The sequence below is a fragment of the Roseburia sp. TF10-5 genome, assembly GCF_003462365.1.
Taxonomy (GTDB): Bacteria; Bacillota; Clostridia; order Lachnospirales; family Lachnospiraceae; genus Roseburia; species Roseburia faecis.
On record NZ_QTYW01000006.1, the window covers coordinates 99,201 to 121,471 of the forward strand.

General features: G+C 44.3%; 21 protein-coding genes, 1 tRNA gene and 1 pseudogene. 19 read left to right on the plus strand and 4 right to left on the minus strand.

What is annotated here, in order from left to right:
* Window positions 1–8 precede the first annotated feature (8 nt).
* The 9 genes and pseudogenes from DXD06_RS07950 (at window position 9) to DXD06_RS07990 (ending at window position 7,330) form a co-directional block, all read left to right on the plus strand.
* On the plus strand, window positions 9–917 hold the full coding sequence (locus DXD06_RS07950) for a LysR family transcriptional regulator (RefSeq protein WP_117831281.1): 909 nt from the start codon (window positions 9–11) through the stop codon (window positions 915–917).
* A 100-nt stretch (window positions 918–1,017) separates the two neighbouring features.
* Window positions 1,018–1,656 (plus strand): DUF3793 family protein, encoded by a 639-nt coding sequence (locus tag DXD06_RS07955; protein ID WP_117831282.1) that lies wholly within the window; start codon window positions 1,018–1,020, stop codon window positions 1,654–1,656.
* 28 nt (window positions 1,657–1,684) lie between these two features.
* The gene (locus DXD06_RS07960) at window positions 1,685–2,116 is read left to right on the plus strand and encodes a flavodoxin (protein ID WP_022046951.1); all 432 of its coding nucleotides are present in this window, start codon (window positions 1,685–1,687) and stop codon (window positions 2,114–2,116) included.
* A gap of 183 nt (window positions 2,117–2,299) precedes the next feature.
* On the plus strand, window positions 2,300–2,512 hold the full coding sequence (locus DXD06_RS07965; RefSeq protein WP_022046950.1) for a FeoA family protein: 213 nt from the start codon (window positions 2,300–2,302) through the stop codon (window positions 2,510–2,512).
* Between the two features lie 13 nt (window positions 2,513–2,525).
* Window positions 2,526–2,747, plus strand: a complete 222-nt coding sequence (locus tag DXD06_RS07970; protein WP_022046949.1) for a FeoA family protein — start codon at window positions 2,526–2,528, stop codon at window positions 2,745–2,747.
* A 125-nt stretch (window positions 2,748–2,872) separates the two neighbouring features.
* Window positions 2,873–5,068 (plus strand): ferrous iron transport protein B, encoded by a 2,196-nt coding sequence (feoB, locus tag DXD06_RS07975; protein WP_117831283.1) that lies wholly within the window; start codon window positions 2,873–2,875, stop codon window positions 5,066–5,068.
* Window positions 5,069–5,089: 21 nt separating this feature from the next.
* Window positions 5,090–5,293, plus strand: a pseudogene (locus DXD06_RS07980) (transcriptional repressor); the annotation flags it as partial.
* Window positions 5,294–5,470: 177 nt separating this feature from the next.
* Window positions 5,471–6,229 (plus strand): tRNA threonylcarbamoyladenosine dehydratase, encoded by a 759-nt coding sequence (locus tag DXD06_RS07985; protein ID WP_117831284.1) that lies wholly within the window; start codon window positions 5,471–5,473, stop codon window positions 6,227–6,229.
* Window positions 6,230–6,316: 87 nt separating this feature from the next.
* Window positions 6,317–7,330, plus strand: coding sequence for an Ig-like domain-containing protein (locus tag DXD06_RS07990; RefSeq protein WP_055068213.1), 1,014 nt, complete (start codon window positions 6,317–6,319; stop codon window positions 7,328–7,330).
* 53 nt (window positions 7,331–7,383) lie between these two features.
* On the opposite strand, the gene DXD06_RS07995 is transcribed toward DXD06_RS07990, so the two are convergent.
* Window positions 7,384–7,454 (minus strand) — tRNA-Gly (locus tag DXD06_RS07995).
* A 234-nt stretch (window positions 7,455–7,688) separates the two neighbouring features.
* Here DXD06_RS07995 and DXD06_RS08000 point away from each other — a divergent pair.
* Entirely contained in the window at window positions 7,689–8,447 is a 759-nt protein-coding gene (locus tag DXD06_RS08000; RefSeq protein WP_055068214.1) for a response regulator transcription factor, read from the plus strand.
* A gap of 92 nt (window positions 8,448–8,539) precedes the next feature.
* A complete protein-coding gene (locus DXD06_RS08005; protein WP_117831285.1) occupies window positions 8,540–9,718 on the plus strand; it encodes an ATP-binding protein in 1,179 nt (392 codons plus the stop codon).
* Between the two features lie 81 nt (window positions 9,719–9,799).
* On the opposite strand, the gene DXD06_RS08010 is transcribed toward DXD06_RS08005, so the two are convergent.
* Window positions 9,800–10,177, minus strand: a complete 378-nt coding sequence (locus DXD06_RS08010) for a metal-dependent transcriptional regulator (RefSeq protein ID WP_022046498.1) — start codon at window positions 10,175–10,177, stop codon at window positions 9,800–9,802.
* A 182-nt stretch (window positions 10,178–10,359) separates the two neighbouring features.
* On the opposite strand from DXD06_RS08010, the gene DXD06_RS08015 reads away from it, so the two are divergent.
* The 3 genes from DXD06_RS08015 to DXD06_RS08025 all read left to right on the plus strand — a co-directional run bounded on the left by DXD06_RS08015 (window position 10,360) and on the right by DXD06_RS08025 (window position 14,161).
* Entirely contained in the window at window positions 10,360–10,494 is a 135-nt protein-coding gene (locus DXD06_RS08015; protein ID WP_055068216.1) for a FeoB-associated Cys-rich membrane protein, read from the plus strand.
* 153 nt (window positions 10,495–10,647) lie between these two features.
* Entirely contained in the window at window positions 10,648–12,402 is a 1,755-nt protein-coding gene (locus tag DXD06_RS08020; protein WP_117831338.1) for an ABC transporter ATP-binding protein, read from the plus strand.
* The gene (locus DXD06_RS08025; RefSeq protein WP_055262880.1) at window positions 12,395–14,161 is read left to right on the plus strand and encodes an ABC transporter ATP-binding protein; all 1,767 of its coding nucleotides are present in this window, start codon (window positions 12,395–12,397) and stop codon (window positions 14,159–14,161) included. The genes DXD06_RS08020 and DXD06_RS08025 overlap by 8 nt, the downstream gene beginning before the upstream one ends.
* On the opposite strand, the gene DXD06_RS08030 is transcribed toward DXD06_RS08025, so the two are convergent.
* Together DXD06_RS08030 and DXD06_RS08035 are read right to left on the minus strand one after the other, a co-directional pair.
* Window positions 14,158–15,615 (minus strand): L,D-transpeptidase family protein, encoded by a 1,458-nt coding sequence (locus DXD06_RS08030; RefSeq protein ID WP_117831286.1) that lies wholly within the window; start codon window positions 15,613–15,615, stop codon window positions 14,158–14,160. The two genes, DXD06_RS08025 and DXD06_RS08030, sit on opposite strands and share 4 nt — an antisense overlap.
* A gap of 13 nt (window positions 15,616–15,628) precedes the next feature.
* Window positions 15,629–16,873 (minus strand): 6-phosphofructokinase, encoded by a 1,245-nt coding sequence (locus DXD06_RS08035; RefSeq protein WP_022046494.1) that lies wholly within the window; start codon window positions 16,871–16,873, stop codon window positions 15,629–15,631.
* Window positions 16,874–16,949: 76 nt separating this feature from the next.
* Between DXD06_RS08035 and DXD06_RS08040 the strand changes: the two genes are divergently transcribed.
* From DXD06_RS08040 to DXD06_RS08060, 5 genes are all read left to right on the plus strand, one after another.
* On the plus strand, window positions 16,950–17,900 hold the full coding sequence (locus DXD06_RS08040) for a radical SAM protein (RefSeq protein WP_117831287.1): 951 nt from the start codon (window positions 16,950–16,952) through the stop codon (window positions 17,898–17,900).
* A 95-nt stretch (window positions 17,901–17,995) separates the two neighbouring features.
* A complete protein-coding gene (locus DXD06_RS08045; protein ID WP_022046492.1) occupies window positions 17,996–18,286 on the plus strand; it encodes a hypothetical protein in 291 nt (96 codons plus the stop codon).
* A 108-nt stretch (window positions 18,287–18,394) separates the two neighbouring features.
* Window positions 18,395–19,423, plus strand: coding sequence for a S66 family peptidase (locus tag DXD06_RS08050; protein ID WP_055068220.1), 1,029 nt, complete (start codon window positions 18,395–18,397; stop codon window positions 19,421–19,423).
* A 2-nt stretch (window positions 19,424–19,425) separates the two neighbouring features.
* Complete coding sequence (locus tag DXD06_RS08055; protein WP_243000940.1) at window positions 19,426–20,367, plus strand: DUF1002 domain-containing protein; 942 nt, start codon at window positions 19,426–19,428, stop codon at window positions 20,365–20,367.
* 100 nt (window positions 20,368–20,467) lie between these two features.
* Window positions 20,468–22,258 carry a Na/Pi cotransporter family protein gene (locus DXD06_RS08060; RefSeq protein WP_117831289.1) on the plus strand — a complete coding sequence of 597 codons (1,791 nt, stop codon included), beginning with the start codon at window positions 20,468–20,470 and terminating at the stop codon, window positions 22,256–22,258.
* The last annotated feature ends 13 nt before the right edge of the window (window positions 22,259–22,271 follow it).

Here is a 22,271-nt window from a genome sequence, read left to right on the forward strand (position 1 = left end):
GATGCTTTATGACCTTACAGCAGTTGAAATATGTTACGACCGTTGCACAGACCGGGACGATCAGTGATGCGGCAAAGAAATTATTTATTTCCCAGCCGAGTCTGACAAAGGCAGTCAGGGAACTGGAAAAAGAGATGGGGATTACCATTTTTGAACGGACAAACCGCGGAATTGTCATATCCAAAGAGGGGGAGACTTTTTTAGGGTATGCCAGACAGGTTCTGGAACAGGCGGCACTGCTGGAGGAAACATACAAGAAAAAAGCTGGGCGGAAACAGGAATTTAGTGTTTCCACCCAGCATTATTCGTTTGCAGTCAATGCATTTGTGGAACTGATCGAGCGGTATGGAAGCGAAAAGTATGATTTCTGTCTGCGGGAAACCCAGACGTATGAAATCATAGAGGATGTCGCGCAGATGAAAAGCGAGATCGGAATTCTTTATCTGAACGATTTTAACCGTACCGTACTTGAGAAACTGCTCAAGGAACATGACCTTGTGTTTACCGAGCTTTTTGTGGCAAAACCGCATATTTTTGTGAGCACGAAAAATCCGCTTGCGGGCAAAAAGTCTGTGACAATCGAAGAACTGGAGCCGTATCCGTATCTTTCTTTTGAACAGGGAGAACACAATTCTTTTTACTTCTCCGAGGAGATATTCAGTACCGTGGACCGGCCGAAAAACATCCGTGTCAGAGACCGGGCAACCCTGTTTAATCTGCTGATTGGTCTGAATGGTTATACAGTCTGCAGCGGGGTGATTGACGAGGAATTAAACGGAGAGAATATTGTCTCGGTTCCGCTGCAGGCGCAGGGAGATATGCATATTGGCATGGTGACCCATAAAAAAGTTCTGCCAAGCCGTCTGGGGGCGATTTATCGGGAGGCATTGGTACGGTATACGCAACAGAAAATATAATTGATAAAAAATATCACAACAGGCTCTTGACGAGAGCCTGTTTTTTCGTGTATTCTTTTCTTAAGTTAGATATAACTAACTTTAGGGAGGGGTGACGGACTTGAGCAGCGAAACATGGGAGATCATACGGAAACTGCGTGGCGATGAAATCGAACTTCAGATAGCATTTCAGTGTGCACCGCTGATCACCGGACTGAAAGAATCGAATCTGTTGAATATCGAAAAACAGGATTACCAGCGGATGAAAGATATTTTTAAAGAAAGTGAACTGACGATTTATCCGCTGGGAATTCATGCGGGGAAGATTACAGTGTTTTTGTATCATCCGGATCGTCTGGAAGCATTTTTTTCCAAAGAAAGCGTGCAGGCATTGTTGCATGAGATTGGCTATACTGACACAAACTTAAAACAGGTATTACCGGTGTTTCGTGCACATTACCAGCAGTATCTGAGGGAAAAGAAAGTTTTTCCGCATGAGATGGGACTGTTGCTTGGATATCCGCCGGAGGATGTAAAAGGATTCATCCGCAATCAGGGGAAAAACTATTTGTATTCGGGGTACTGGAAAGTATACGACAGACCACATGAAAAAATCCGGCTGTTTAAAAAATATGAACATTCCAGAGAAAAACTGATCCAGCTTTTGTCATATGGAATGCGCATTGAAGAGATTATTGCGATTTGCAGCAATACGGAAATCTGGCAGCTGGTTGATTGTGACTGTCAATATGCATCATAACATTATAAAAAGAAAAGGAGAATTTAAAATGAGTAAGATTTCAGTTGTATTTTGGACACAGGGTGGAAACACAGAAAGCATGGCAAATGCCGTCGTGGAAGGAATCAAAGAGGCAGGCAAAGAGGCGGAAGCTGTATTTGTCAGTGATATGAACATTGATGAGTTAAAGGGAGAGGGTGTATTTGCATTAGGATGTCCTGCCATGGGAGCAGAAGTACTCGAAGAGAGTGAGATGGAGCCGTTTGTTGCAGACGTGGAAGGATTTGCTTCCGGAAAGAAGATTGGACTGTTTGGTTCTTACGGATGGGGTGACGGCCAGTGGATGCGTGACTGGGAAGCACGTATGAGCGGAGCCGGCGCAACGATCGTAGGAGGAGAAGGTGTCATCTGTCAGGAAGCTCCGGATGCAGATGCGATTGAACAGTGCAAGGCACTTGGAAAAGCGCTTGCAAACGCTTAATAACAGAAAAATTTTGTGTGCTGGCACCTGAGTATTTTAGGGAGAAAAATGTCGGATAAGCTGAAAAAATATTATTTTGTTATTGACAACTTATGCTCGTTAGCATATACTAACTGACGTAAGAGATGGAAATGATTCTCAATAAAGTCGCTTGCACGCGGCGGAAAGCAGGAGGATGTTTTTATGATGCCTTTAACAATGTGCAAAGCAGGAGAAGAGAATGAGATCAAAAAGATCGGTGGAAAAGAAGAAACAAGACGCCATCTTGAGAATCTTGGTTTTGTTGTCGGGGGAAAAGTGGCTGTGATATCTGAAACGGATGGAAACATGATCGTGAATGTGAAAGAAGCGCGTGTTGCTATCGGTAAGGATATGGCAAATAAAATAATGATTTAGAAAGGGAGCAGCGATGAAGACATTAAAAGATGCAAAAGTTGGCGAGACTGTCAAAGCTACAAAACTGACAGGCGAAGGACCTGTAAAACGTCGTATCATGGACATGGGAATTACCAAGGGCGTAGAGATTTATGTCCGTAAAGTAGCCCCGCTCGGAGATCCGGTGGAAGTTACGGTCAGAGGTTATGAACTGTCCCTGCGTAAAGCAGATGCTGAAATGATCCAGGTAGAGTAATTTTTTTTTACCATAAGGTTAGTAACGGCTTACAAAAACTAGCAGGTGCTTACAGAAACTAGCGATTTCAAATTTTAGCAAGGTTGATAAAACAAAGGTGCGCCAGCACAGAAAAGAGGAGAATTATGGCAGTGAAAATTGCATTGGCAGGAAATCCAAACTGCGGAAAAACGACATTGTTCAATGCATTGACCGGTTCCAATCAGTTTGTTGGTAACTGGCCGGGTGTAACAGTAGAAAAAAAGGAAGGACGTCTGAAGGGTCATAAAGATGTTACCATCATGGATCTTCCGGGAATTTATTCTCTTTCCCCATACACCCTGGAGGAAGTGGTGGCAAGAAATTATCTTGTTGCAGACAGACCGGATGCAATCATCAATATTGTGGACGGTACAAATATTGAGCGTAACTTATATCTTTCTACACAGATCATGGAACTTGGTATTCCGGTAATCATGGCAGTAAACATGATGGATATCGTTGCCAAGAATGGTGATGTGATACATATCGATAAGCTGAGCCAGAAACTGGGCTGCGAAGTTGTTGAGATTTCCGCTCTGAAAGGAACAGGAATTACAAAGGCAGCAGAAAAGGCCGTTGCTCTCGCACAGCAGAAGAAGAAAGTCACACCTGCACATGCGTTCTCATCAGAGGTTGAGGATATCATTGCAAAGGTAGAGGATAAGATCAGCTCGGATATTCCACAGGAACAGAAGCGGTTTTTCGCAATCAAACTTCTGGAAAAAGACGATAAGATTTCTGAACTCTTAAGTCTGATGCCAGATGTATCTGCAGAGATCAAGGAACTTGAGGATCATTTTGATGATGATACCGAGTCAATCATTACCAATGAGCGTTATGTATACATTTCTTCCATCATTGGAGAGTGTCTTACAAAAGCAAAGAAGGGTGAGAAACTTTCCACTTCGGATAAGATTGACCGTATTGTTACGAACCGTTTTTTTGCACTTCCGATTTTTGCATTGGTTATGTTTATCGTATATTATGTATCTATCACAACAGTTGGTGGATTCCTTACCGATTGGACAAATGATACATTGTTTGCCGAGTGGATTGTTCCGGGAGCAAGAACCTTACTTGAGAACATTCACTGTGCCGGCTGGCTGACAGGACTTGTCGTAGATGGTATCATCTCCGGTGTGGGTGCTGTACTTGGATTCGTACCGCAGATGCTGGTACTGTTCATTTTCCTGGCATTCCTTGAGTCCTGTGGATATATGTCACGTATCGCATTTATCATGGACCGTATTTTCCGTAAATTCGGATTATCCGGAAAATCATTCATCCCAATGCTGATTGGTAGTGGATGCGGTGTTCCTGGTGTTATGGCTTCCCGTACGATCGAGAACGACCGTGACCGCAAGATGACAATCATGACAACAACATTCGTACCTTGTGGAGCAAAACTTCCAATCATTGCTTTGATCGCAGGTGCATTCTTCCATAATTCCGGATGGGTTGCATGGAGTGCTTACTTTGTAGGTGTTGCAGCAATTATCTGTTCCGGTATTATCTTAAAGAAAACAAAGATGTTCGCAGGAGAACCTGCACCATTCGTTATGGAGCTTCCTGCATATCACTGGCCAACCGTTGGAAACGTACTCCGCAGCATGTGGGAGCGTGGATGGTCTTTCATCAAGAAAGCAGGTACAATTATCCTGTTATCAACAATTGTTTTATGGTTCTTAATGAACTTCGGATGGAGCAACGGAACCTTTGGAATGCTTGATTTCGACGGATTAGAGGGTGCTGCTCTTGAGGCTGCCCAGGCAGAATGTGTTCTTGCAAAAGTTGGTTCTGCAATCGCATGGATCTTCGCACCACTTGGCTGGACCAAGGCTGGTAACGGCTGGAAGATGGCAGTTGCTGCTGTATCCGGTCTGATCGCAAAAGAGAACGTTGTAGCTACGTTCGGACAGTTATTCGGTTTTGCAGAAGTTGCAGAAGATGGTTCCGAAATCTGGAAGTCACTGTCTTTGGTTATGACTCCGGTTGCCGCTTATGGTTTCTTGGTATTCAACCTGTTATGTGCACCATGTTTCGCAGCTATGGGTGCGATCAAGCGTGAGATGAACAACGTGAAGTGGTTCTGGTTTGCGATCGGATATCAGTGTATCTTAGCTTACATTGTTTCCCTGTGTATCTACCAGATCGGTACACTGATCACAGTTGGTACATTCGGTGTTGGTACCGTTGTAGCATTCTTACTGATCATCGGATTTATTTATCTGCTGTTCCGTCCTTATAAGGAGAGTAACACATTAAACTTTGACGCAAAGAAAACTGTGTCAGCAAAATAGAAAAAGAAGAGATGCCAAATGATGCAGAGAGAAATGATTATTCAAAAACTGAAGGAATCAGGCTGTAGGATTACCAAGCAGCGGCTGATGCTGCTGGATATTATCCTTGAGGAAGATTGTTCCTGCTGTAAGGAAATCTATTTCAAGGCATCAAAGGTAGATCCAAAAATCGGCGTTGCAACCGTTTACCGCATGGTAAACGCAATGGAGGATATCGGAGCCATTAAGTGTATGCGCGGATTTCAATTGGCGGGTTCTGAATAGTTGAAAAAGGCGGTTTGTCGAAAGATAGGCCGCTTTTTTTCGTTCATAAGAAATAAAAAGTATACAGGCTTGCAGTTTAAAGCTTCCTATAATATAATGTATTGCGATAGGAAAAATAGGATAAAAGGAGCTTGATATATGTTAACACAGTTTTCCAGAACAGAATTACTGTTAGGTAAAGAGGCTATGGAGCGGTTGAAAAATGCTCGTGTGGCAGTGTTTGGAATCGGCGGTGTGGGCGGATATGTCTGCGAAGCATTGGTCCGGACAGGCGTAGGCGCATTCGATCTGATTGACGATGATAAAGTATGTCTGACAAATCTGAACCGTCAGATTATCGCAACAAGAAAGACGGTTGGGAAATATAAAACAGAAGTTATGAAAGAGCGCATGCTCGAAATCAATCCCGATGTGAAGGTGGAGATCCATGACTGTTTTTTTCTGCCGGAAAATGCAAAGGACTTTCCTTTTGAAGAATATGATTATATTGTGGACGCGGTAGATACGGTCACTGCAAAAATTGCACTTGTAATGAAAGCAAAAGAGATGGACATTCCCATCATCAGCAGTATGGGGGCTGGAAACAAGTTAGATGCCAGTAAATTTGAAGTGGCAGATATTTACAAGACCAGTGTATGTCCGTTAGCAAAAGTTATGCGCAGAGAGTTAAAGAAACGGGGCGTAAAGAAATTAAAGGTTGTGTATTCTAAGGAAGAACCGATCAAACCGGTAGAGGATATGGCGATTAGCTGCCGCTCAAACTGTATCTGTCCGCCGGGAGCAAAGCACAAGTGTACGGAGCGTCGGGCGATTCCGGGAAGTGTGGCCTTTGTGCCATCGGTAGTCGGACTGATCATTGCCGGGGAAGTGGTTAAAGATCTCGTCAAAGACTGTTAAAATAGGAAGAAAGAACGACTTGCGGTTTCCTTTTTGATATGTGATACTATAAAGGTAGAACAACATACAGATAGAAAGGGAAAAATTATGAAAACAAATGGAACCAGAAGAATTGTAACTTTTATGCTGGCACTGGTGCTGGTGTTCACAACGGTATGTGTTGGCACAACAGAAGTTGAGGCAGCAGAGAAGTTTACTACAATTATTGCACCTACACAGACAGAACAGGCGACAGCAGGAACAGAAGTAAAGACACCGTTTTCTCTGACCAAAAGTTATGGATTTGTTGCACAGATCGTGACAGAAGCACCTGTCGATATGACAATTACGGTATACGACAGTGTGGGAAATAAAGTACAGCGGGCAGATAACCCTTATCAGATATCATCATCTTCTACCAGCTGGGAGTATGAAGAAGGTGTGTATTATTTTGTAGATCCTGTTCCAAATGTGGATGCCGGGGATTACTATTACGGAATTACATTTTCACAGAGTACAAAATATCTTTTATACATGTATCAGTACAATGGTGGTGCAAAGATCAGCAATGCCAATGCGGTTGTTACCAAAGGATACACCAAGAAGCTTTCTGTTACCGGAGCAAAGGTAAAAGCATGGAAGTCTAAAGATTCCAAAATTGCCAAAGTAGATAAGAATGGTAAAGTAACCGGCGTCAAAGCTGGAAAAACAACGGTTTATGCTGTGACAGAAGATGGAGAGAATCTGACCTGTAAGGTAACCGTAAAGGAAAATAAATTTTCATCCGTAAAGTTAAGCAGTAGCGATGTGGATTACAATAAATGTGTGATGGAAGTTTATAAAGCTTCTTTTGATAAGTCTGGAAATCTTGTTATGACAGCTAGAATTGTCAATAATACGACAGACTATATTACCGCATTGAAGGATGTCAACATTGTTGTGAAAGATGCTAGTGGAAAAACGATTGGTACGTATAAAACGAGCAGATACAATGTTACCGTTTCTTCTTATTCGACAAAAGATGTTAAGTTCACATTGAAAAAGTCTTCTTTGAAGAAAAAGAAATTTGATTTGCGTAATGCTACGATCACCAGAAAGGGCGGCGCGTATTACTATCGTTAATCATTGAAAAAGAAAAGGCGTCCGGAAAAAAAGGACGCCTTTCTCATAGAAAAAGCAGATGACGGGAATCGAACCCGCCTCCCCAGCTTGGGAAGCTGGTATTCTACCGATGAACTACATCTGCGTTTCGTATTTTATTATAGCACATTTTTGAAAAAAGTCATCAGGGGAAAAGGAAAAAATCAAAAAAAATCAAAAATAGGTAAAATTGGTTTGCTTTTGTAATTAAATAGTGTTAAACTGAAAGCATAAAAGCCAAAGACGGCGTACCTCAGTGAGGTGCGTCGTTTTTTATTTCATAGGAAATGTCGTTTGGTGTTAAATTCCTATGAAATAAAAAATTATAGGAGAAACACAAATGAAAACATTAGAAACCAACGATTGGATTATTTTAAACACAATCATTTATAAAGTCTATACGATGGAAGATTTTGATGAAATGCGAAAAGAACTGTTAGAACAGTTAAAACTGCTGGTGGATTTTGACAGTGCTGATTTTTATCTGGCATCCGTGGAGGATGAAAAGAAACTGGACCGGCCGGTGATGTATAATTGCGACAGTAATCTATCGGAAGAATATGAGGAACTGGATTACAGCAGAGGGATTATGCTCAGCGGGAAATCGCTGATTTATCGGGAGACGGATATTATCAGTGATGAGTCGCGTGTGGAAATGGAATATTATAAGAAGGTATATAAGCCCAATAACTGGCATTATTCGCTGCAGGTTGTGATCGCAAAAGATCATCATTTCCTCGGTACAATTACGTTTTATCGTACCATTGGAAAGGAAAATTTTAAATACGATGACATTTTTGTTCTCGATATGCTCAAAGACCATCTGGCCTATCGGATGGAAAAGCATCAAAGACGGGCAGGGGAGGAAGGAGAAAAGCTTACGGTAACGCAGGCCGTGGAACAATATGGACTGACGCGGCGGGAGGATACGATCCTTCGAAATCTGATGCAGGGAAAGGAAAATCCGGTGATCTGCGAGGAACTGACCATCAGCACCAATACGCTCAAAAAACATATTTTAAACATATACCGGAAACTGGGAATACGCAATCGTGTACAACTGTTTAAAATGATCCGGGAGCATGATGAAGCCGGATAGAAGTTATAGGAATTGAGACTTGTTCAGGGCAGAGTACAATGCTATAATGAGGAATGGATTTTACGCAACAATTCAAGAATTGGAGAAATGGCATGTACCGAAAAACTGTAGAGGAATTGCAAAAGGACCAGAGAGAAAAGCTGGTCATCGATATAAGAAGTGAGCAGGATTATATAAAGGAAACTTATCCCGGCGCAAAACATATTTTCTGGGAAGAATTTATGGAGCACATTGGGGAGATCCCGAAGGAGCTGCCAGTGTATCTGTTTTGCTATACCGGGCAAAGAAGCGATGAAATTGCGGAAGATTTGTCAGAACAAGGGTATGAGATTTACAGCATTGAGGGAGGATACCGTTCCTATCTGCGCAAGAAACTGGCCGATTTTATGAAGGAAGATGACGGGACTGCAGAACGATTAGCAGACAAGGCTGCTGATGCGGAACGAAGCATTATTAAAAAATTTAAAAAGACCGTATGGAGACCTTTTACAAAAGCGATCAATGCGTATGAAATGATACAGGATGGAGATAAGATTGCAGTGTGCATATCCGGAGGAAAGGATTCCATGCTCATGGCAAAGTTATTTCAGGAGCTGGAACGGCACGGAAAGAAAAATTTTGAAGTTGTTTTTCTGGTTATGAATCCGGGATATAATGAGGTGAATTACCAGACAATATTAAATAATGCGAAAATGCTCAATATTCCGATTACGGTGTTCCGGACAGAAATTTTTGATACGGTTGTGGATATTACGGATTCCCCGTGCTATCTTTGCGCACGGATGCGCAGAGGGTATCTGTACAGTAAAGCACGGGAATTAGGATGCAATAAGATCGCGCTTGGACACCACTTTGACGATGTCATCGAGACCATTGTGATGGGAATGTTGTACGGTGCGCAGATTCAGACGATGATGCCGAAGCTGCACAGTACAAATTTTGAGGGAATGGAACTGATCCGCCCGCTGTATCTTGTGAGGGAAGCGGATATCATTCACTGGGCACAGTACAATGACCTGCATTTCATTCAGTGTGCCTGTCGTTTTACCGAAGGGTGTGCATCCTGTGGAGGAACAGAAAAAGGGTCAAAGAGAGCAGATGTGAAGCGTCTGATCCATAGTCTTGAACAGGAGAATCCTTATGTAGCTAAAAATATTTTCCGCAGTGTGGAGAATGTAAATTTAAATACCGTGATTGGATATAAAAAAGATGGGGTAAGACATCATTTTCTGGATACCTATGACGATGCTGCAAACCCAAACAAAGAATAAAAAACCGGATACCGTAATTTGCGATAAACAAAAAGCGGTATCCGGTTCTATTTATGTATTCGTATATTCCGGCAGGAAAGATTATTCTGCGTCTTTTGGCAGATGAAGATGTTTCTTGATAGCCGCAAAACTTTCGGCACTGATCACATGCTCAATACGGCATGCATCTTCTGTAGCTACTTTCGGATCGACACCCAGCGCGACCAGTCCTTTGGAAAGCAGCTCATGCCGCTCGTAGATCATTTCTGCGATGGCACGTCCTTCGTCTGTCAGATATATAAATCCGGCGTCTGTGACCGTGATCTGATTTTTTTCACGGAGATTTTTCATGGCGATACTGACACTTGATTTTTTAAAGCCAAGTTCATTGGCAATGTCAACGGAACGCACCACCGGAAGTTTTTTACTTAATATTAAAATAGTCTCTAAATAATTCTCGGATGATTCCGTACTATGCATGATTGATTCCTCCCAATGTTACCTTTTGTTTCATTAAGTAGGATTATAACATAATCTGCGTAAATGGTCTAGCAAAAAAATTAACAAAAGTTGTTGACAACTAATGGGAGTTAGGATATACTAACATTGAATCAGAAAAACGTATGGATAGTCCTCTTTGTTTGATGGAAGGAGTGGTAGTAATGGGTACCGCAATTGTATTAATCATCTTGTTAGTAGTGGTTTCTCTTGTGATTAGAAGCATCATCAAAGACAAAAAAAATGGAAAATCCATAACCTGTGGTGGTGACTGCAAGAACTGTCATGGGTGCCATTAATTAAATGTTCAACATACTTTATTGCAAAGAGACTGGCTTGTGCCGGTCTTTTTGTCGTTGCCTGGTTCCGGGAGAGGACGTGCAAAGCTGTTGAATCCCCTGGGTGTGAGTGTTATAATGATTCAGGCAAATAAATATAAAGGAAAAGGGATTATGAGAAAATTACTGATTTATCTGAACGAATACCGCAAAGAATGTATTCTGGCGCCGCTGTTTAAGCTGTTAGAAGCATCTTTTGAGCTGATTGTTCCGCTTGTTGTGGCAGCGATTATCGATCATGGAATTGCGGCATCAAACAAGTCTTATATTTTTAAGATGGGAGGCGTTATGGTGCTGCTTGCACTGATTGGACTGGCATGTTCGATTACGGCACAGTACTTTGCGGCGAAAGCGGCGGTAGGGTTTTCTACCAAAGTCCGCTATGCACTGTTTTCCCATATTCAGAAACTGTCTTTTTCGGAAATGGATACCATTGGGACTTCTACGCTGATCACACGTATGACCAGCGATATCAACCAGACGCAGTCGGGCGTCAATATGGTACTCCGGCTGTTTTTAAGGTCTCCGTTTATTGTATTTGGTGCCATGATCATGGCATTTACCGTGGATGTAAAGGCAGCGCTGATTTTCGTCGTTACAATTCCACTTTTGTCGGTTGTTGTTTTTTCCGTGATGCTTGTCAGTATTCCGCTGTTTAAGAAAGTACAGCGCGGGCTTGATGAAGTTCTCGGACACACGCGGGAAAATTTAGACGGTGCCCGTGTCATCCGTGCCTTTAACAAGCAGGAAGAGGAAACGAAGGATTTTAATGAGAGCAACGCTTATCTGACAAAGATTCAGATGCTGGTAGGAAGAATTTCCACATTGATGAACCCTCTGACTTATGTGATTATTAATTTCGCAATTATTGCGGTGATCTGGGTCGGAGGCCGGCAGGTTGACATCGGACGGATCAGTCAGGGTGAGGTGATTGCACTGGTAAACTATATGTCACAGATACTGGTGGAGCTGGTAAAACTTGCAAATCTGATCATTACCATCAATAAGGCGATTGCCTGTGGAAACCGTATTCAGGAGGTGCTTGAGGTAGTACCGACGATTACGGATTCTGTCACAGAGACAAAGAAAAGCGCATCCGGTGAACTGGAGGTGGAATTTTCCCATGTTTCCATGAAATATGCGGGAAATGCGCAGGATTCTCTTACAGATATTAATCTGAAAGTGAAAAAAGGACAGACAATCGGAATTATCGGTGGAACCGGTTCCGGTAAAAGTTCGGTGGTCAACCTGATCCCGCGTTTTTACGATGTATCCCAGGGAAGTATAAAAGTTGCGGGAACCGATGTGCGTGAGTATCCGCTTGCGGATCTGCGGCAGCGCATTGGTGTTGTCATGCAGAAAGCCGTATTGTTTCAAGGAACGATTGCACAGAATCTGCGCTGGGGAAATCCGGATGCGACAGAGGAACAGTTGTGGCATGCGATTGAAGTGGCTCAGGCAGCGGATGTGGTAAAGGGAAAAGAAGGCGGTCTGGATTATGTGATTGAACAGGGCGGACGAAATCTCTCCGGCGGACAAAAGCAGCGTCTGACGATTGCCCGTGCCGTTGTAAAAGATCCGGAGATTCTGATTCTCGATGATAGTGCATCGGCACTGGATTTTGCCACCGATGCGCGCCTGAGGGCCGCACTGCGTAATCTGCAGGGAAATAAAACCATATTTATTGTTTCCCAGAGAACTTCCTCCATCCAGTTTGCAGACCAGATACTGGTGATGGATGACGGACAGGCAGTGGGACTGGGAACGCATGAGGAGTTGCTTGAAAACTGTGAAATTTATCGTGAGATTTATGAATCTCAGTTTAAGAAAGAAGATCTGAGAAAGAACGGAGGTGCAGGAAATGTCTAAGCAGAAGAACATGACCGGACAGATTGCAACCCTGAAAAAAGTGATGCATTATCTGAAACACTATATTCCCATACTGATTCTGTCTGTTGTGCTGGCAACGGTGACAGTGGCACTGACTCTGTATTTCCCGATTCTGACCGGACGGGCGATTGACCTGATTCTGGACAAAGGAAATGTGGATTTTCCGGGGATTCTTGCAATTGCAAAAGAAGGCGCAATTGTAATTGGCATCACGGCTGCGGCACAGTGGATTATGAATATGTGCAATAACCGTATGACATACAATATTGTCCGTGATATCCGAAGGGATGCGTTTGAGAGGATCGAGCATCTGCCGTTGTCTTATATTGACAGTCATTCCCATGGGGACATGGTCAGCCGTATCATTGCGGATGTGGACACGTTTGCGGATGGTCTGCTGATGGGATTCACACAGCTGTTTACCGGTCTGGCAACGATCATCGGTACTTTGCTGTTTATGCTCTTTGTCAATGTTAAGATTACGGTAGTGGTTGTGCTTCTGACACCGATTTCTTTGTTTGTGGCTGGCTTTATTGCAAAAAAGACGTATTCCATGTTTCAGCTGCAGACGCAGACGAGAGGAGAACAGACAGCGCTGATTGAAGAGATGGTCGGAAATCAGAAGGTCGTACAGGCATTTTGCCATGAAAAGGAAGCACTCGGACAGTTTGCGGATGTAAATGACCGTCTGCAGAAATATTCGCTGCGGGCAACCTTTTTTTCGAGTCTGGTGAACCCGAGTACACGTTTTGTTAACAGTCTGGTATATGCAGCTGTGGGAATTACGGGAGCACTTGCCGTTATTCTGACAGGCGGAGCATTTTCTGTCGGAAATCTTTCCTGTTTTTTGTCTTATGCAAATCAGTATACCAAGCCGTTTAATGAGATTTCGGGGGTTGTGACAGAACTGCAGAATGCTCTGGCATGTGCGGCGCGTTTCTTTGAACTGATTGAGGCAAAAGAAGAAGAGCCGGATGCAGCAGATGCGTATCAGTTAGAACAGGCAGACGGAACGGTAGACATTGACCATGTGTATTTTTCCTATGTGCCGGAGCAGAAGCTGATCGAGGATTTTAATCTGCATGTACAGCCGGGACAGAGGATTGCCATTGTCGGCCCAACCGGATGTGGAAAAACGACACTGATTAATCTTTTGATGCGTTTTTATGATGCTGATTCCGGGCATATCCAGGTGAGCGGACATGATGTGATGCACATGACCAGACACAGCCTGCGGAAAAATTATGGAATGGTATTACAGGAAACGTGGCTGAAAAAGGGAACCATCCGGGAGAATATCTGTATGGGAAAACCGGATGCAACCGAGGAAGAAATGATTGCAGCGGCAAAAGCAAGCCATGCACACAGCTTTATCCGCAGACTGTCGAAAGGGTATGATACTGAGATTACAGAAGATGGGGGCAATCTGTCACAGGGACAAAAGCAGCTTCTTTGTATTACCCGTGTCATGTTATGCCTTCCGCCGATGCTGATTCTTGACGAGGCTACTTCCTCTATTGATACAAGAACGGAAATCCGTATACAGAAGGCATTTCTGACGATGATGAAGGGACGTACAAGTTTCATTGTGGCGCATCGTCTTTCCACGATCCGGGAGGCAGACAGTATTCTGGTCATGAAAGACGGAAAGATTATCGAACAGGGAAATCATGATACCCTGCTGGCACAGAACGGCTTTTATGCAACGCTGTATAACAGTCAGTTTGATCAGGGTTAAAGCCCGGTATCGGCTTTATAAGAGTATGCATTGGAGATGCGTGTGTTTTCTGCCGTCAGCGTAACCGGTTCCCGGTAATAGGCAATTACCGGAGTGCCGACCTGTAGAGTCTGAAACAGTTTTTTTGCCTTTTTCGGAGGCACATTGATACAGCCGTGAGAACCGGAAGTTTTGTAGATCTCTTTGCCAAATGTGCTGCGCCAGCTTGCATCGTGGATGCCGACATTGTAGGCAAACGGCATGAAATATCTGACATTGGACGCATAATTTTCGCCGACAAGTGTGGCATCTTTCTGTTTGTATGCAATCTTAAAGATGCCATCCGGTGAGCCGTTTCCGCGGCTGATGTTTCCCGAAACAATGCCGGTGTCTGTGACAAGTGATCCGTCCTTGTAATACCAGAGATGCTGGCTGGTATAGTCAATTTCCACATAAGTATTGCCGATATCATCCAGTCCGCTCTGCATGGCGCGCTGTTCATAGACAGGTTCCCGTTTTACAGGTTTTCCACCTTTTAAGTCTTTTAAGAGCTCTTTTTTTTCTTTGGATTTGTCAATTACCCAGCCGTAATCGCCACCGCCGATTTTTACGGTGTCCCCTTTGCTTGTCTTGAATTTCCGTACATCCCCATAGGTGTTGTAAGTACTTGCCAGATGCTGGACATAGGAAGTCAGCCGGGTATCATTGATGGAAACCGAGCCGTCTTTTTTGAGGTCAAGTAAAGACAGGATACCGGCTTTATCCAGCCCTTCGTCAGCTCCTTTGATTTCGTAGGTGACGGTTGCGGCCATATACCGGTCAAGCTGTGAAACCGTATCTGCAATCTGCTGGTCATCTGCTGTTACGGACGGTTTTTCGTAGCAGGCATCGGAAAGCGTGAGTGTAGTTTCCTGATCGTCTATGGCTTTTTGGATTTCTTTTATGATCTCATCGCGGATGGGGGTATTTCCTGGTGTCTCATTTACGATGGTATAATCATCATCCGTAATACGCAGATGTGCATTCTCCGGTGCTTCGATATAGGAAGGATCAAAGATAGCCAGCGCATCGGTCAGCTGGTTTAATGCAGTTTCATCGTAGTGAAAAGAACGGTTCAGATCTATTTGGTGTTTTTGAAACAGGGCAACCGGCCACAACAGGATTTTCTGCTGTTTTACAAGCGATTGTTCTTCACCGGAACGTTTGTAAGTATAGGAAAAGTCACTTCCGGAAAGTGTGTATTTGTTCCCTTTGCGATCCGTTATGTGCAGCTGGTAATTTTGCGCGGAAGCAATGTTTTTTGCTTCCAGATCATCCGCAGTCTGGTTGCCACAGGAAATCCCACCGATGGTTGTATGGGGGAAATAATGCCCGTGGTAATAAACACAAAAACCTGCATAGACGCCGATGACAGCTGCACCTGTACCGCAGAGAATGCCGCGGAGTACCCTCAAAGAGGTTGTTCGTTTTGCCATAAAACTCTCCTTTTTATGAGACGTGATCTGGTTTTAAATGAGGAACCGGCATATACACCGGTACACCGTTTTGATAGGTGAGAGAAACCTCTCCCTGGATTAACGGGTAAAGATAGTTGTAAAGCTCCTGACGGATATCGTTTCCGTGTGCATTGATCCATTCACGCGGGATGGATTTTGCCTCATTGGCAATGCCGCGGATCGGGGCATGGTCATAGGCTACCGCATATGGGGTATTCGAGGTGCGCGTCAGGGTTACCATGGAGGCGGTTACACCTTCCTCAGCGAGCAAAACAGCATGTTCTCCGAGTGCAAATGCCTCTGACTGATCGGTAGCAGATGCCAGATGGGAGGCACAGCGCTGCAATACATTGATTTCTATGGAACGGACTTTGACGCCGATGTTTTCCTTGACCAGAAATTCAAGTGCTTTTCCGGCTCCGGAGAGCTGCTGGTGTCCGAACTGGTCAGCCACTGCTTTGGAAGCTGTGATGTAGTCTCCGTTTTTGTCACGGATTCCCTCGGATACGGCAACAATCACATTGTTTAATGTTTTTAATTTGTTCCGGATATCGGTCAGAAACTGCTCTTTGTCAAATGCAACTTCCGGGAGATAAATAAAATGCGGGGCAGTGTTGTAGTCATTTCGCGCCAGGGCGCTGGCAGCAGTGAGCCATCCGGCATCGCGCCCCATAATTTCTACGATAGTGACGCTTTTTACCGCGTAAATAAACGTATCGTGTGCAATTTCCAGCATTGTGGATGCAATGTATTTGGCGGCAGAACCGAATCCGGGTGTGTGGTCGATCATGCATAGATCGTTGTCAATGGTCTTTGGAACTCCGATAATCCGGATGTCGCTCTTGATTTTGGCGGCATAATCGGATAATTTAAGTACAGTATCCATGGAGTCATTGCCACCGATATAGAAAAAGGCTTTGATGTTTAATTTTGCAAACTGGTTGAAGATGAATACATAAGCAGAGTCGTCATCTTTGTAGTCCGGAAGTTTGTGCCGGCAGGAACCTAAATACATGGCCGGTGTAACTTTTAACCGGTTAAGGGTTTTTTCATCCGGGATCATCTGGGAAAGATTTAGATAACGCTCATTTAAAATACCGAGGATTCCATTGATTGCCCCGTAGCAGGTGTCGTACTTGCCGGACTTTTTTATTCCGGAGATGACTCCGGCGAGACTGGCGTTGATTGCTGCGGTTGGGCCGCCTGACTGTGCGACCATACAGTTTGACTGATTCATATGTAGCTCCTTAAAATGATATAATGTATGTGTACTTCATTGTAGAGGTTTTGGAAAGGAATCGCAAGTGAAACAAATGAAAAATCATAATTTCTATGACAATTGCATGCTGTGTCCGCGCACATGCGGGGCGCAGCGCAGTAAGGGAAAAACTGGAATCTGTGGGGTGACAGAGACATTAAAGGTAGCACGGGCGGCTCTGCATTTCTGGGAAGAACCGTGTATCAGCGGAACAAAAGGTTCGGGAGCCGTCTTTTTTTCCGGCTGTGCCCTGCACTGTGTGTTTTGTCAGAATGAGTCGATTGCACAGGGGACTGCGGGAAAAGAAATCACACCGGAACGGCTGGTGGAGATTTTTCTGGAACTGCAGGAACAGGGGGCGAACAATATCAATCTGGTTACACCGGGGCAGTATGTGCCGCATATCATCCGGGCGGTAGAACAGGCGAGACGGCAGGGACTTGCGGTTCCTATTGTATACAATACGGGAAGCTATGAGAATGTGGATACCATCAAGGCACTGGAAGGAATCGTGGATATTTATCTTCCGGATTTTAAGTATATGGACCCGTTTCTTGCGGCAAAATATTCCCATGCACCAGATTATCCGCAGACAGCAAAGGCTGCAATTGCAGAGATGGTGCGTCAGCAGCCCCGGCCGGTGTTTGCGTGGGAAGAAAAAGGAGGCGAAGACGTGCCGAAGGAAGCCTGCGAGAAAGCTGTGATGAAGAGGGGTGTGATTGTGCGCCAGCTGCTTTTGCCCGGATGTCTGAAAGATGCCAGAAACATTGTCCGGTATTTATATGAAACATACCAGAATAAAATCTATGTGAGTCTGATGAGCCAGTACACGCCGCTAGAACATGTCAGAGATTATCCGGAACTTGCGCACCGGGTGAGCCGGCGCACATATGACCGCTATGTGGACGCTGCGATTGCGCTTGGAATTACCCAGGCTTTCATTCAGGAGCCGGGGGTGGCAAAAGAAAGTTTTATTCCGGATTTTTCAAATGCAGAAGGCGTGTGAAATAATTGGAAAAATGTGTAAAATTGACTGGTTTTTTGACAGATATTGTAGTACCATAGATACATATAAGAGGAGTAATCAGGGAGGTATATGATATGGCAGAAAAGCCGGCAGGACATATTCTGATCGAATGCCCGAATACCATTTTTCATCTGTATGCCCGTGATGAGGGAGAGTTATCAAAAATTGAGACCTTTCTGCGCAATATCCGCGGAATCAAGCGGCTTGGGCTGAATGATATTTATATATGGTGCAATCGTCAGGGAATTTTATATGTTACAAAATTTCATTATCGCAAGGATTTTTCCCTGTGGTTTAATATGAAATCCTACTATCTGTATTTTTTACAGAAATTCCGTTATCAGTTTGCGCAGTATGCGGGATAAATATTTGTGGTTACTGTGTATGAGAGACCGTCAGTGGATTGCACTGCGGTCTTTTTTCTTATATAATGAGGAAACAGGAAAAGCCTGAAACGAAAAAGGAGAGTGAATATGAGATTTCCGGAATTTTTAAAAGAACATGGAACGATCGGATTTGTCGCGCCGTCATTCGGCTGTGCGACAGAACCTTATTATACAGCATTTGCACATGCAAGAGAACGGTTTGGGCAGATGGGATATCATACACAGATGGGGCCGAATTGTCTGGTGGATAAGGGAATCGGGATCAGCAACGACCCGGCATTATGTGGCAAAGAACTGAATGAAAGCTATTGCGGAACCGAAAATGACGTCATTATTTCCTGCGGTGGCGGGGAGCTGATGTGTGAAGTTGTTCCGTATATTGATTTCGCAGGGATTGCGCAGGCGAAGCCAAAGTGGTATATGGGGTTTTCCGATAATACCAATTTTACGTTCTTATCTGCAACGATTGCAGATACGGCCGCCATTTACGGACCGTGCGCAGCCGCGTTTGGAATGGAACCGTGGCATCCGGCCGTGCAGGACGCACTGGATCTGCTCTGCGGAAAGATTACCCGTGTGCATAATTATGATCTGTGGGAGAAAGAATCTGTCAAAGATGAAGAACATCCGCTGGCGCCGTATCATGTGACGGAGCCTGTGGAACTGAAAGTATTTCCACAGGGAGCCGAAAATGTTACAATGGAGGGAAGACTGATCGGCGGATGTATGGATTGTCTGGTAAACCTTCTCGGTACGCGCTTTGATCACGTAAAAGAATTTCAGGAGCGGTATAAAGAGGATGGATTTCTCTGGTTTCTGGAAGCCTGTGATCTGCATGTGATGTCCATCCGCCGTGCCATCTGGCAGATGAAAGAGGCCGGATGGTTTTCGCATGTGAAGGGATTTCTGATCGGACGGCCAGTGTGTTTCGGAGAAGAAGCATTCGGGATTGATCATTACCGGGCAGTAACCGATCTGCTGGCAGAGTATCAGGTTCCGGTGATCATGGATCTGGACATCGGACACATGGCTCCTATGATGCCGGTTGTTACCGGGGCCATGGCAAAAGCACATGTGCAGGGAAATACATTTGTTCTGGATTATGAATGGAGGTAAAAATGAAAGGTTTGAAAAAATATATGGCAGGTATTCTTGTGGCAGGCATGGTTCTTGGAAGTGCAGCAGTTCCGGCACCGGTGTATGCGACAGAGGCAGAGGATGCACAGGAAGATAACGGGGATGATGTGGAAATTACACTGGACGACAAGCCATATCTGGCGCTCGGAGCGGATCTGACTGCAGACCAGCAGCATACCGTGTTATCTTATATGGGGATCGAAGCGGCGGATTTTGATAAATATGATGTGGTTTATGTGAGCAATGCAGAAGAACATCAGTATCTGGATTCTTATGTTCCGAAAAAACAGATCGGAACGAAAGCGCTTTCTTCCGTGCTGGTTTCCCTGGCAGATTCCGGTAACGGGCTGAAGGTATCCACATACAACATTAATTACTGTACGGCGGGCATGTACAAGAACGCACTTGCCACTGCAGGGGTGGAAGATGCCAATGTGATTGTTGCGGGACCGTTTCCGCTTTCCGGGACGGCAGCACTGGTCGGAACGTTTGAGGCATATGAAAAACTGACCGGAAAGGAACTGGATGAATCGGTTGTGGATGCTGCAATGGATGAACTTGTCACAACCGGAGATCTTGAGCAGAGCATTGACGGCGATTCCAATGATGTGGAGGCGATGATTGCAGATCTGAAAGGGCAGATTGCCAGTGGAAAGATCAAAACGCCGGAGGAGATTGAACAGGCGATTGAAAAACTTGCGGATAAATATGATCTGAAGTTATCGGATGATGACAAGCAGAAACTTCTTGGTCTGATGAAAAAACTGCAGGGACTGGACCTGAACTGGGATTCCATTAAAAATCAGGCATCTGCATGGGCTTCCCAGCTGCAGAATCAGCTTGCGGACAAGAATATCGGACAGAAGATAGCAGCCTTTTTTGAAAAGCTGTTTGATATGATCCGGAGTCTGTTTCAAAAATAAAAACATAAAATTTGAGTAAAGTGATTGTAAAAACCATGAGAAGTGTTTTATAATAAATCGAAGCATGTAAAAAAAAGAAGAACAAGAAAAGGAAACAGATATGAATGGCATAATGATTGTCCTGACACTTCTGAGTGGTGTTGCACTATTTCTTTATGGAATGTCTCTGATGGGAGACGGACTCAAACGTGTGGCAGGAAACCAACTGGAGCTTGTATTGTATAAGCTCACAAATACACCGATCAAAGGTGTACTTCTTGGAACGATAGTTACAGCGATTATTCAGTCATCTTCCGCAACGACCGTCATGGTTGTCGGATTCGTAAATTCGGGAATGATGAAAGTCGCACAGGCGATTGGAATTATCATGGGAGCAAATATCGGTACGAGTGTTACCGGATGGATTCTTTGTCTTTCCTATATTGATGGATCCAGCGGTATCGCACAGTTGTTGTCCACGGCAACCATTTCTGCCGTTGTTGCGATTATCGGTATTATTTTTAAGATGTTTGTCAAAAAGGCAAACTACAAAAATGTGGGAGATATCATGCTTGGTTTTGCAATCCTCATGGTAGGAATGCAGACGATGAGCGGGGCAGTTTCCCCGTTGAAAGATAACCCGCATTTCGTCAATCTTCTCACAAAGTTTGAAAATCCGTTTATGGGAATTATTGTGGGAATTGCGTTTACTGCAGTTTTACAGAGTGCTTCCGCATCCGTTGGTATTCTGCAGGCATTGTCCGTGACCGGAAGTATCAGTTTTGCGGCAGCACTTCCGATTACGATGGGAATTGGAGTAGGAGCGGCCTGCCCGGTACTGCTTTCTTCCATCGGTACAAATAAAAACGGAAAACGTACAGCCCTGATTTATCTGCTGAACGATCTGTTCGGTATGATTTTCTGGTCGATTGTCTTTTACAGTGTCAATGCTTTTGTACACTTTAAGTTTTTGAATATGACGATGAGCCCGATCAAGATCGCCATGATGAACTCTATTTTCCGTCTGGCAACAATCATAATTTTGCTTCCGTGCATTAATCTGATTGAGAAACTGGTATTCCGTCTGATCAAAGACGATCCGGAGGATCTGGAAGAGCAGGCAGATTTCGATCTCCTCGAAGAACGATTTCTGGCATATCCGGCACTTGCCATCGGACAGAGCCATACGGCGGTCAACGGCATGGCAAAGAAGGCACGCAAGAACATTAACCGTGCACTTTCGCTGTTAGGAGATTATTCACAGGATAAGTACAATAAAGTACAGGAAAAAGAAAACCTGATTGACAAATACGAGGACAAGCTTGGCACATATCTTATGCAGCTGACCGGACAGGAGATGTCTACCGTCCAGATGCAGCAGGTGTCCAAATTCCTGCACACGATCAGCGATTTTGAACGTCTGGGAGATCATGCAGTCAATATTTCTAAAGTTGCAAATGAAATTTCGGAAAAGAAGATTACGTTTTCTGAGTCGGCACAGAAGGAACTTTCCGTGCTTGAGGCAGCAGTCAGGGAGATTGTCGATCTGACAGTCGATGCTTTCTGCGAGGATGATCTGGAGCTGGCTGCAAAAATCGAGCCTTTGCGGGAACTGATCGGAATTTTGTGCAATGATCTCAAAAACCGGCATGTAACCAGACTGCGGGAAGGAAAATGTGAATTCCGGCAGGGATTTGCGTTTAATGATCTGCTGACGAATCTGGAAAGAATCGCAGCGCACTGTTCCAATGTTGCGGTAGCAATGATTGAGACGGAGACTTCGGAATTTGATACCCATGAGTATTTAAAGAGCGTCCGTCACATGAAAGACGATGCTTATCTGGAGTGCTTTGATTCGTATGCACGCAAATACAGTATTCCACCGACAAAAAAAGAAAAGAAAAATAAGTAGTTTTTCATCCCCC

Coding starts and splice junctions, on each gene's coding strand:
- DXD06_RS07950 (WP_117831281.1), top strand. CDS start 9: ATGACCTTACAGCAGTTGAAATATGTTACGACCGTTGCACAGACCGGG.
- DXD06_RS07960 (WP_022046951.1), top strand. CDS start 1,685: ATGAGTAAGATTTCAGTTGTATTTTGGACACAGGGTGGAAACACAGAA.
- DXD06_RS07965 (WP_022046950.1), top strand. CDS start 2,300: ATGATGCCTTTAACAATGTGCAAAGCAGGAGAAGAGAATGAGATCAAA.
- DXD06_RS07970 (WP_022046949.1), top strand. CDS start 2,526: ATGAAGACATTAAAAGATGCAAAAGTTGGCGAGACTGTCAAAGCTACA.
- feoB (WP_117831283.1), top strand. CDS start 2,873: ATGGCAGTGAAAATTGCATTGGCAGGAAATCCAAACTGCGGAAAAACG.
- DXD06_RS07985 (WP_117831284.1), top strand. CDS start 5,471: ATGTTAACACAGTTTTCCAGAACAGAATTACTGTTAGGTAAAGAGGCT.
- DXD06_RS07990 (WP_055068213.1), top strand. CDS start 6,317: ATGAAAACAAATGGAACCAGAAGAATTGTAACTTTTATGCTGGCACTG.
- DXD06_RS08000 (WP_055068214.1), top strand. CDS start 7,689: ATGAAAACATTAGAAACCAACGATTGGATTATTTTAAACACAATCATT.
- DXD06_RS08005 (WP_117831285.1), top strand. CDS start 8,540: ATGTACCGAAAAACTGTAGAGGAATTGCAAAAGGACCAGAGAGAAAAG.
- DXD06_RS08010 (WP_022046498.1), bottom strand. CDS start 10,177: ATGCATAGTACGGAATCATCCGAGAATTATTTAGAGACTATTTTAATA.
- DXD06_RS08015 (WP_055068216.1), top strand. CDS start 10,360: ATGGGTACCGCAATTGTATTAATCATCTTGTTAGTAGTGGTTTCTCTT.
- DXD06_RS08020 (WP_117831338.1), top strand. CDS start 10,648: ATGAGAAAATTACTGATTTATCTGAACGAATACCGCAAAGAATGTATT.
- DXD06_RS08025 (WP_055262880.1), top strand. CDS start 12,395: ATGTCTAAGCAGAAGAACATGACCGGACAGATTGCAACCCTGAAAAAA.
- DXD06_RS08030 (WP_117831286.1), bottom strand. CDS start 15,615: ATGGCAAAACGAACAACCTCTTTGAGGGTACTCCGCGGCATTCTCTGC.
- DXD06_RS08035 (WP_022046494.1), bottom strand. CDS start 16,873: ATGAATCAGTCAAACTGTATGGTCGCACAGTCAGGCGGCCCAACCGCA.
- DXD06_RS08040 (WP_117831287.1), top strand. CDS start 16,950: ATGAAAAATCATAATTTCTATGACAATTGCATGCTGTGTCCGCGCACA.
- DXD06_RS08045 (WP_022046492.1), top strand. CDS start 17,996: ATGGCAGAAAAGCCGGCAGGACATATTCTGATCGAATGCCCGAATACC.
- DXD06_RS08050 (WP_055068220.1), top strand. CDS start 18,395: ATGAGATTTCCGGAATTTTTAAAAGAACATGGAACGATCGGATTTGTC.
- DXD06_RS08055 (WP_243000940.1), top strand. CDS start 19,426: ATGAAAGGTTTGAAAAAATATATGGCAGGTATTCTTGTGGCAGGCATG.
- DXD06_RS08060 (WP_117831289.1), top strand. CDS start 20,468: ATGAATGGCATAATGATTGTCCTGACACTTCTGAGTGGTGTTGCACTA.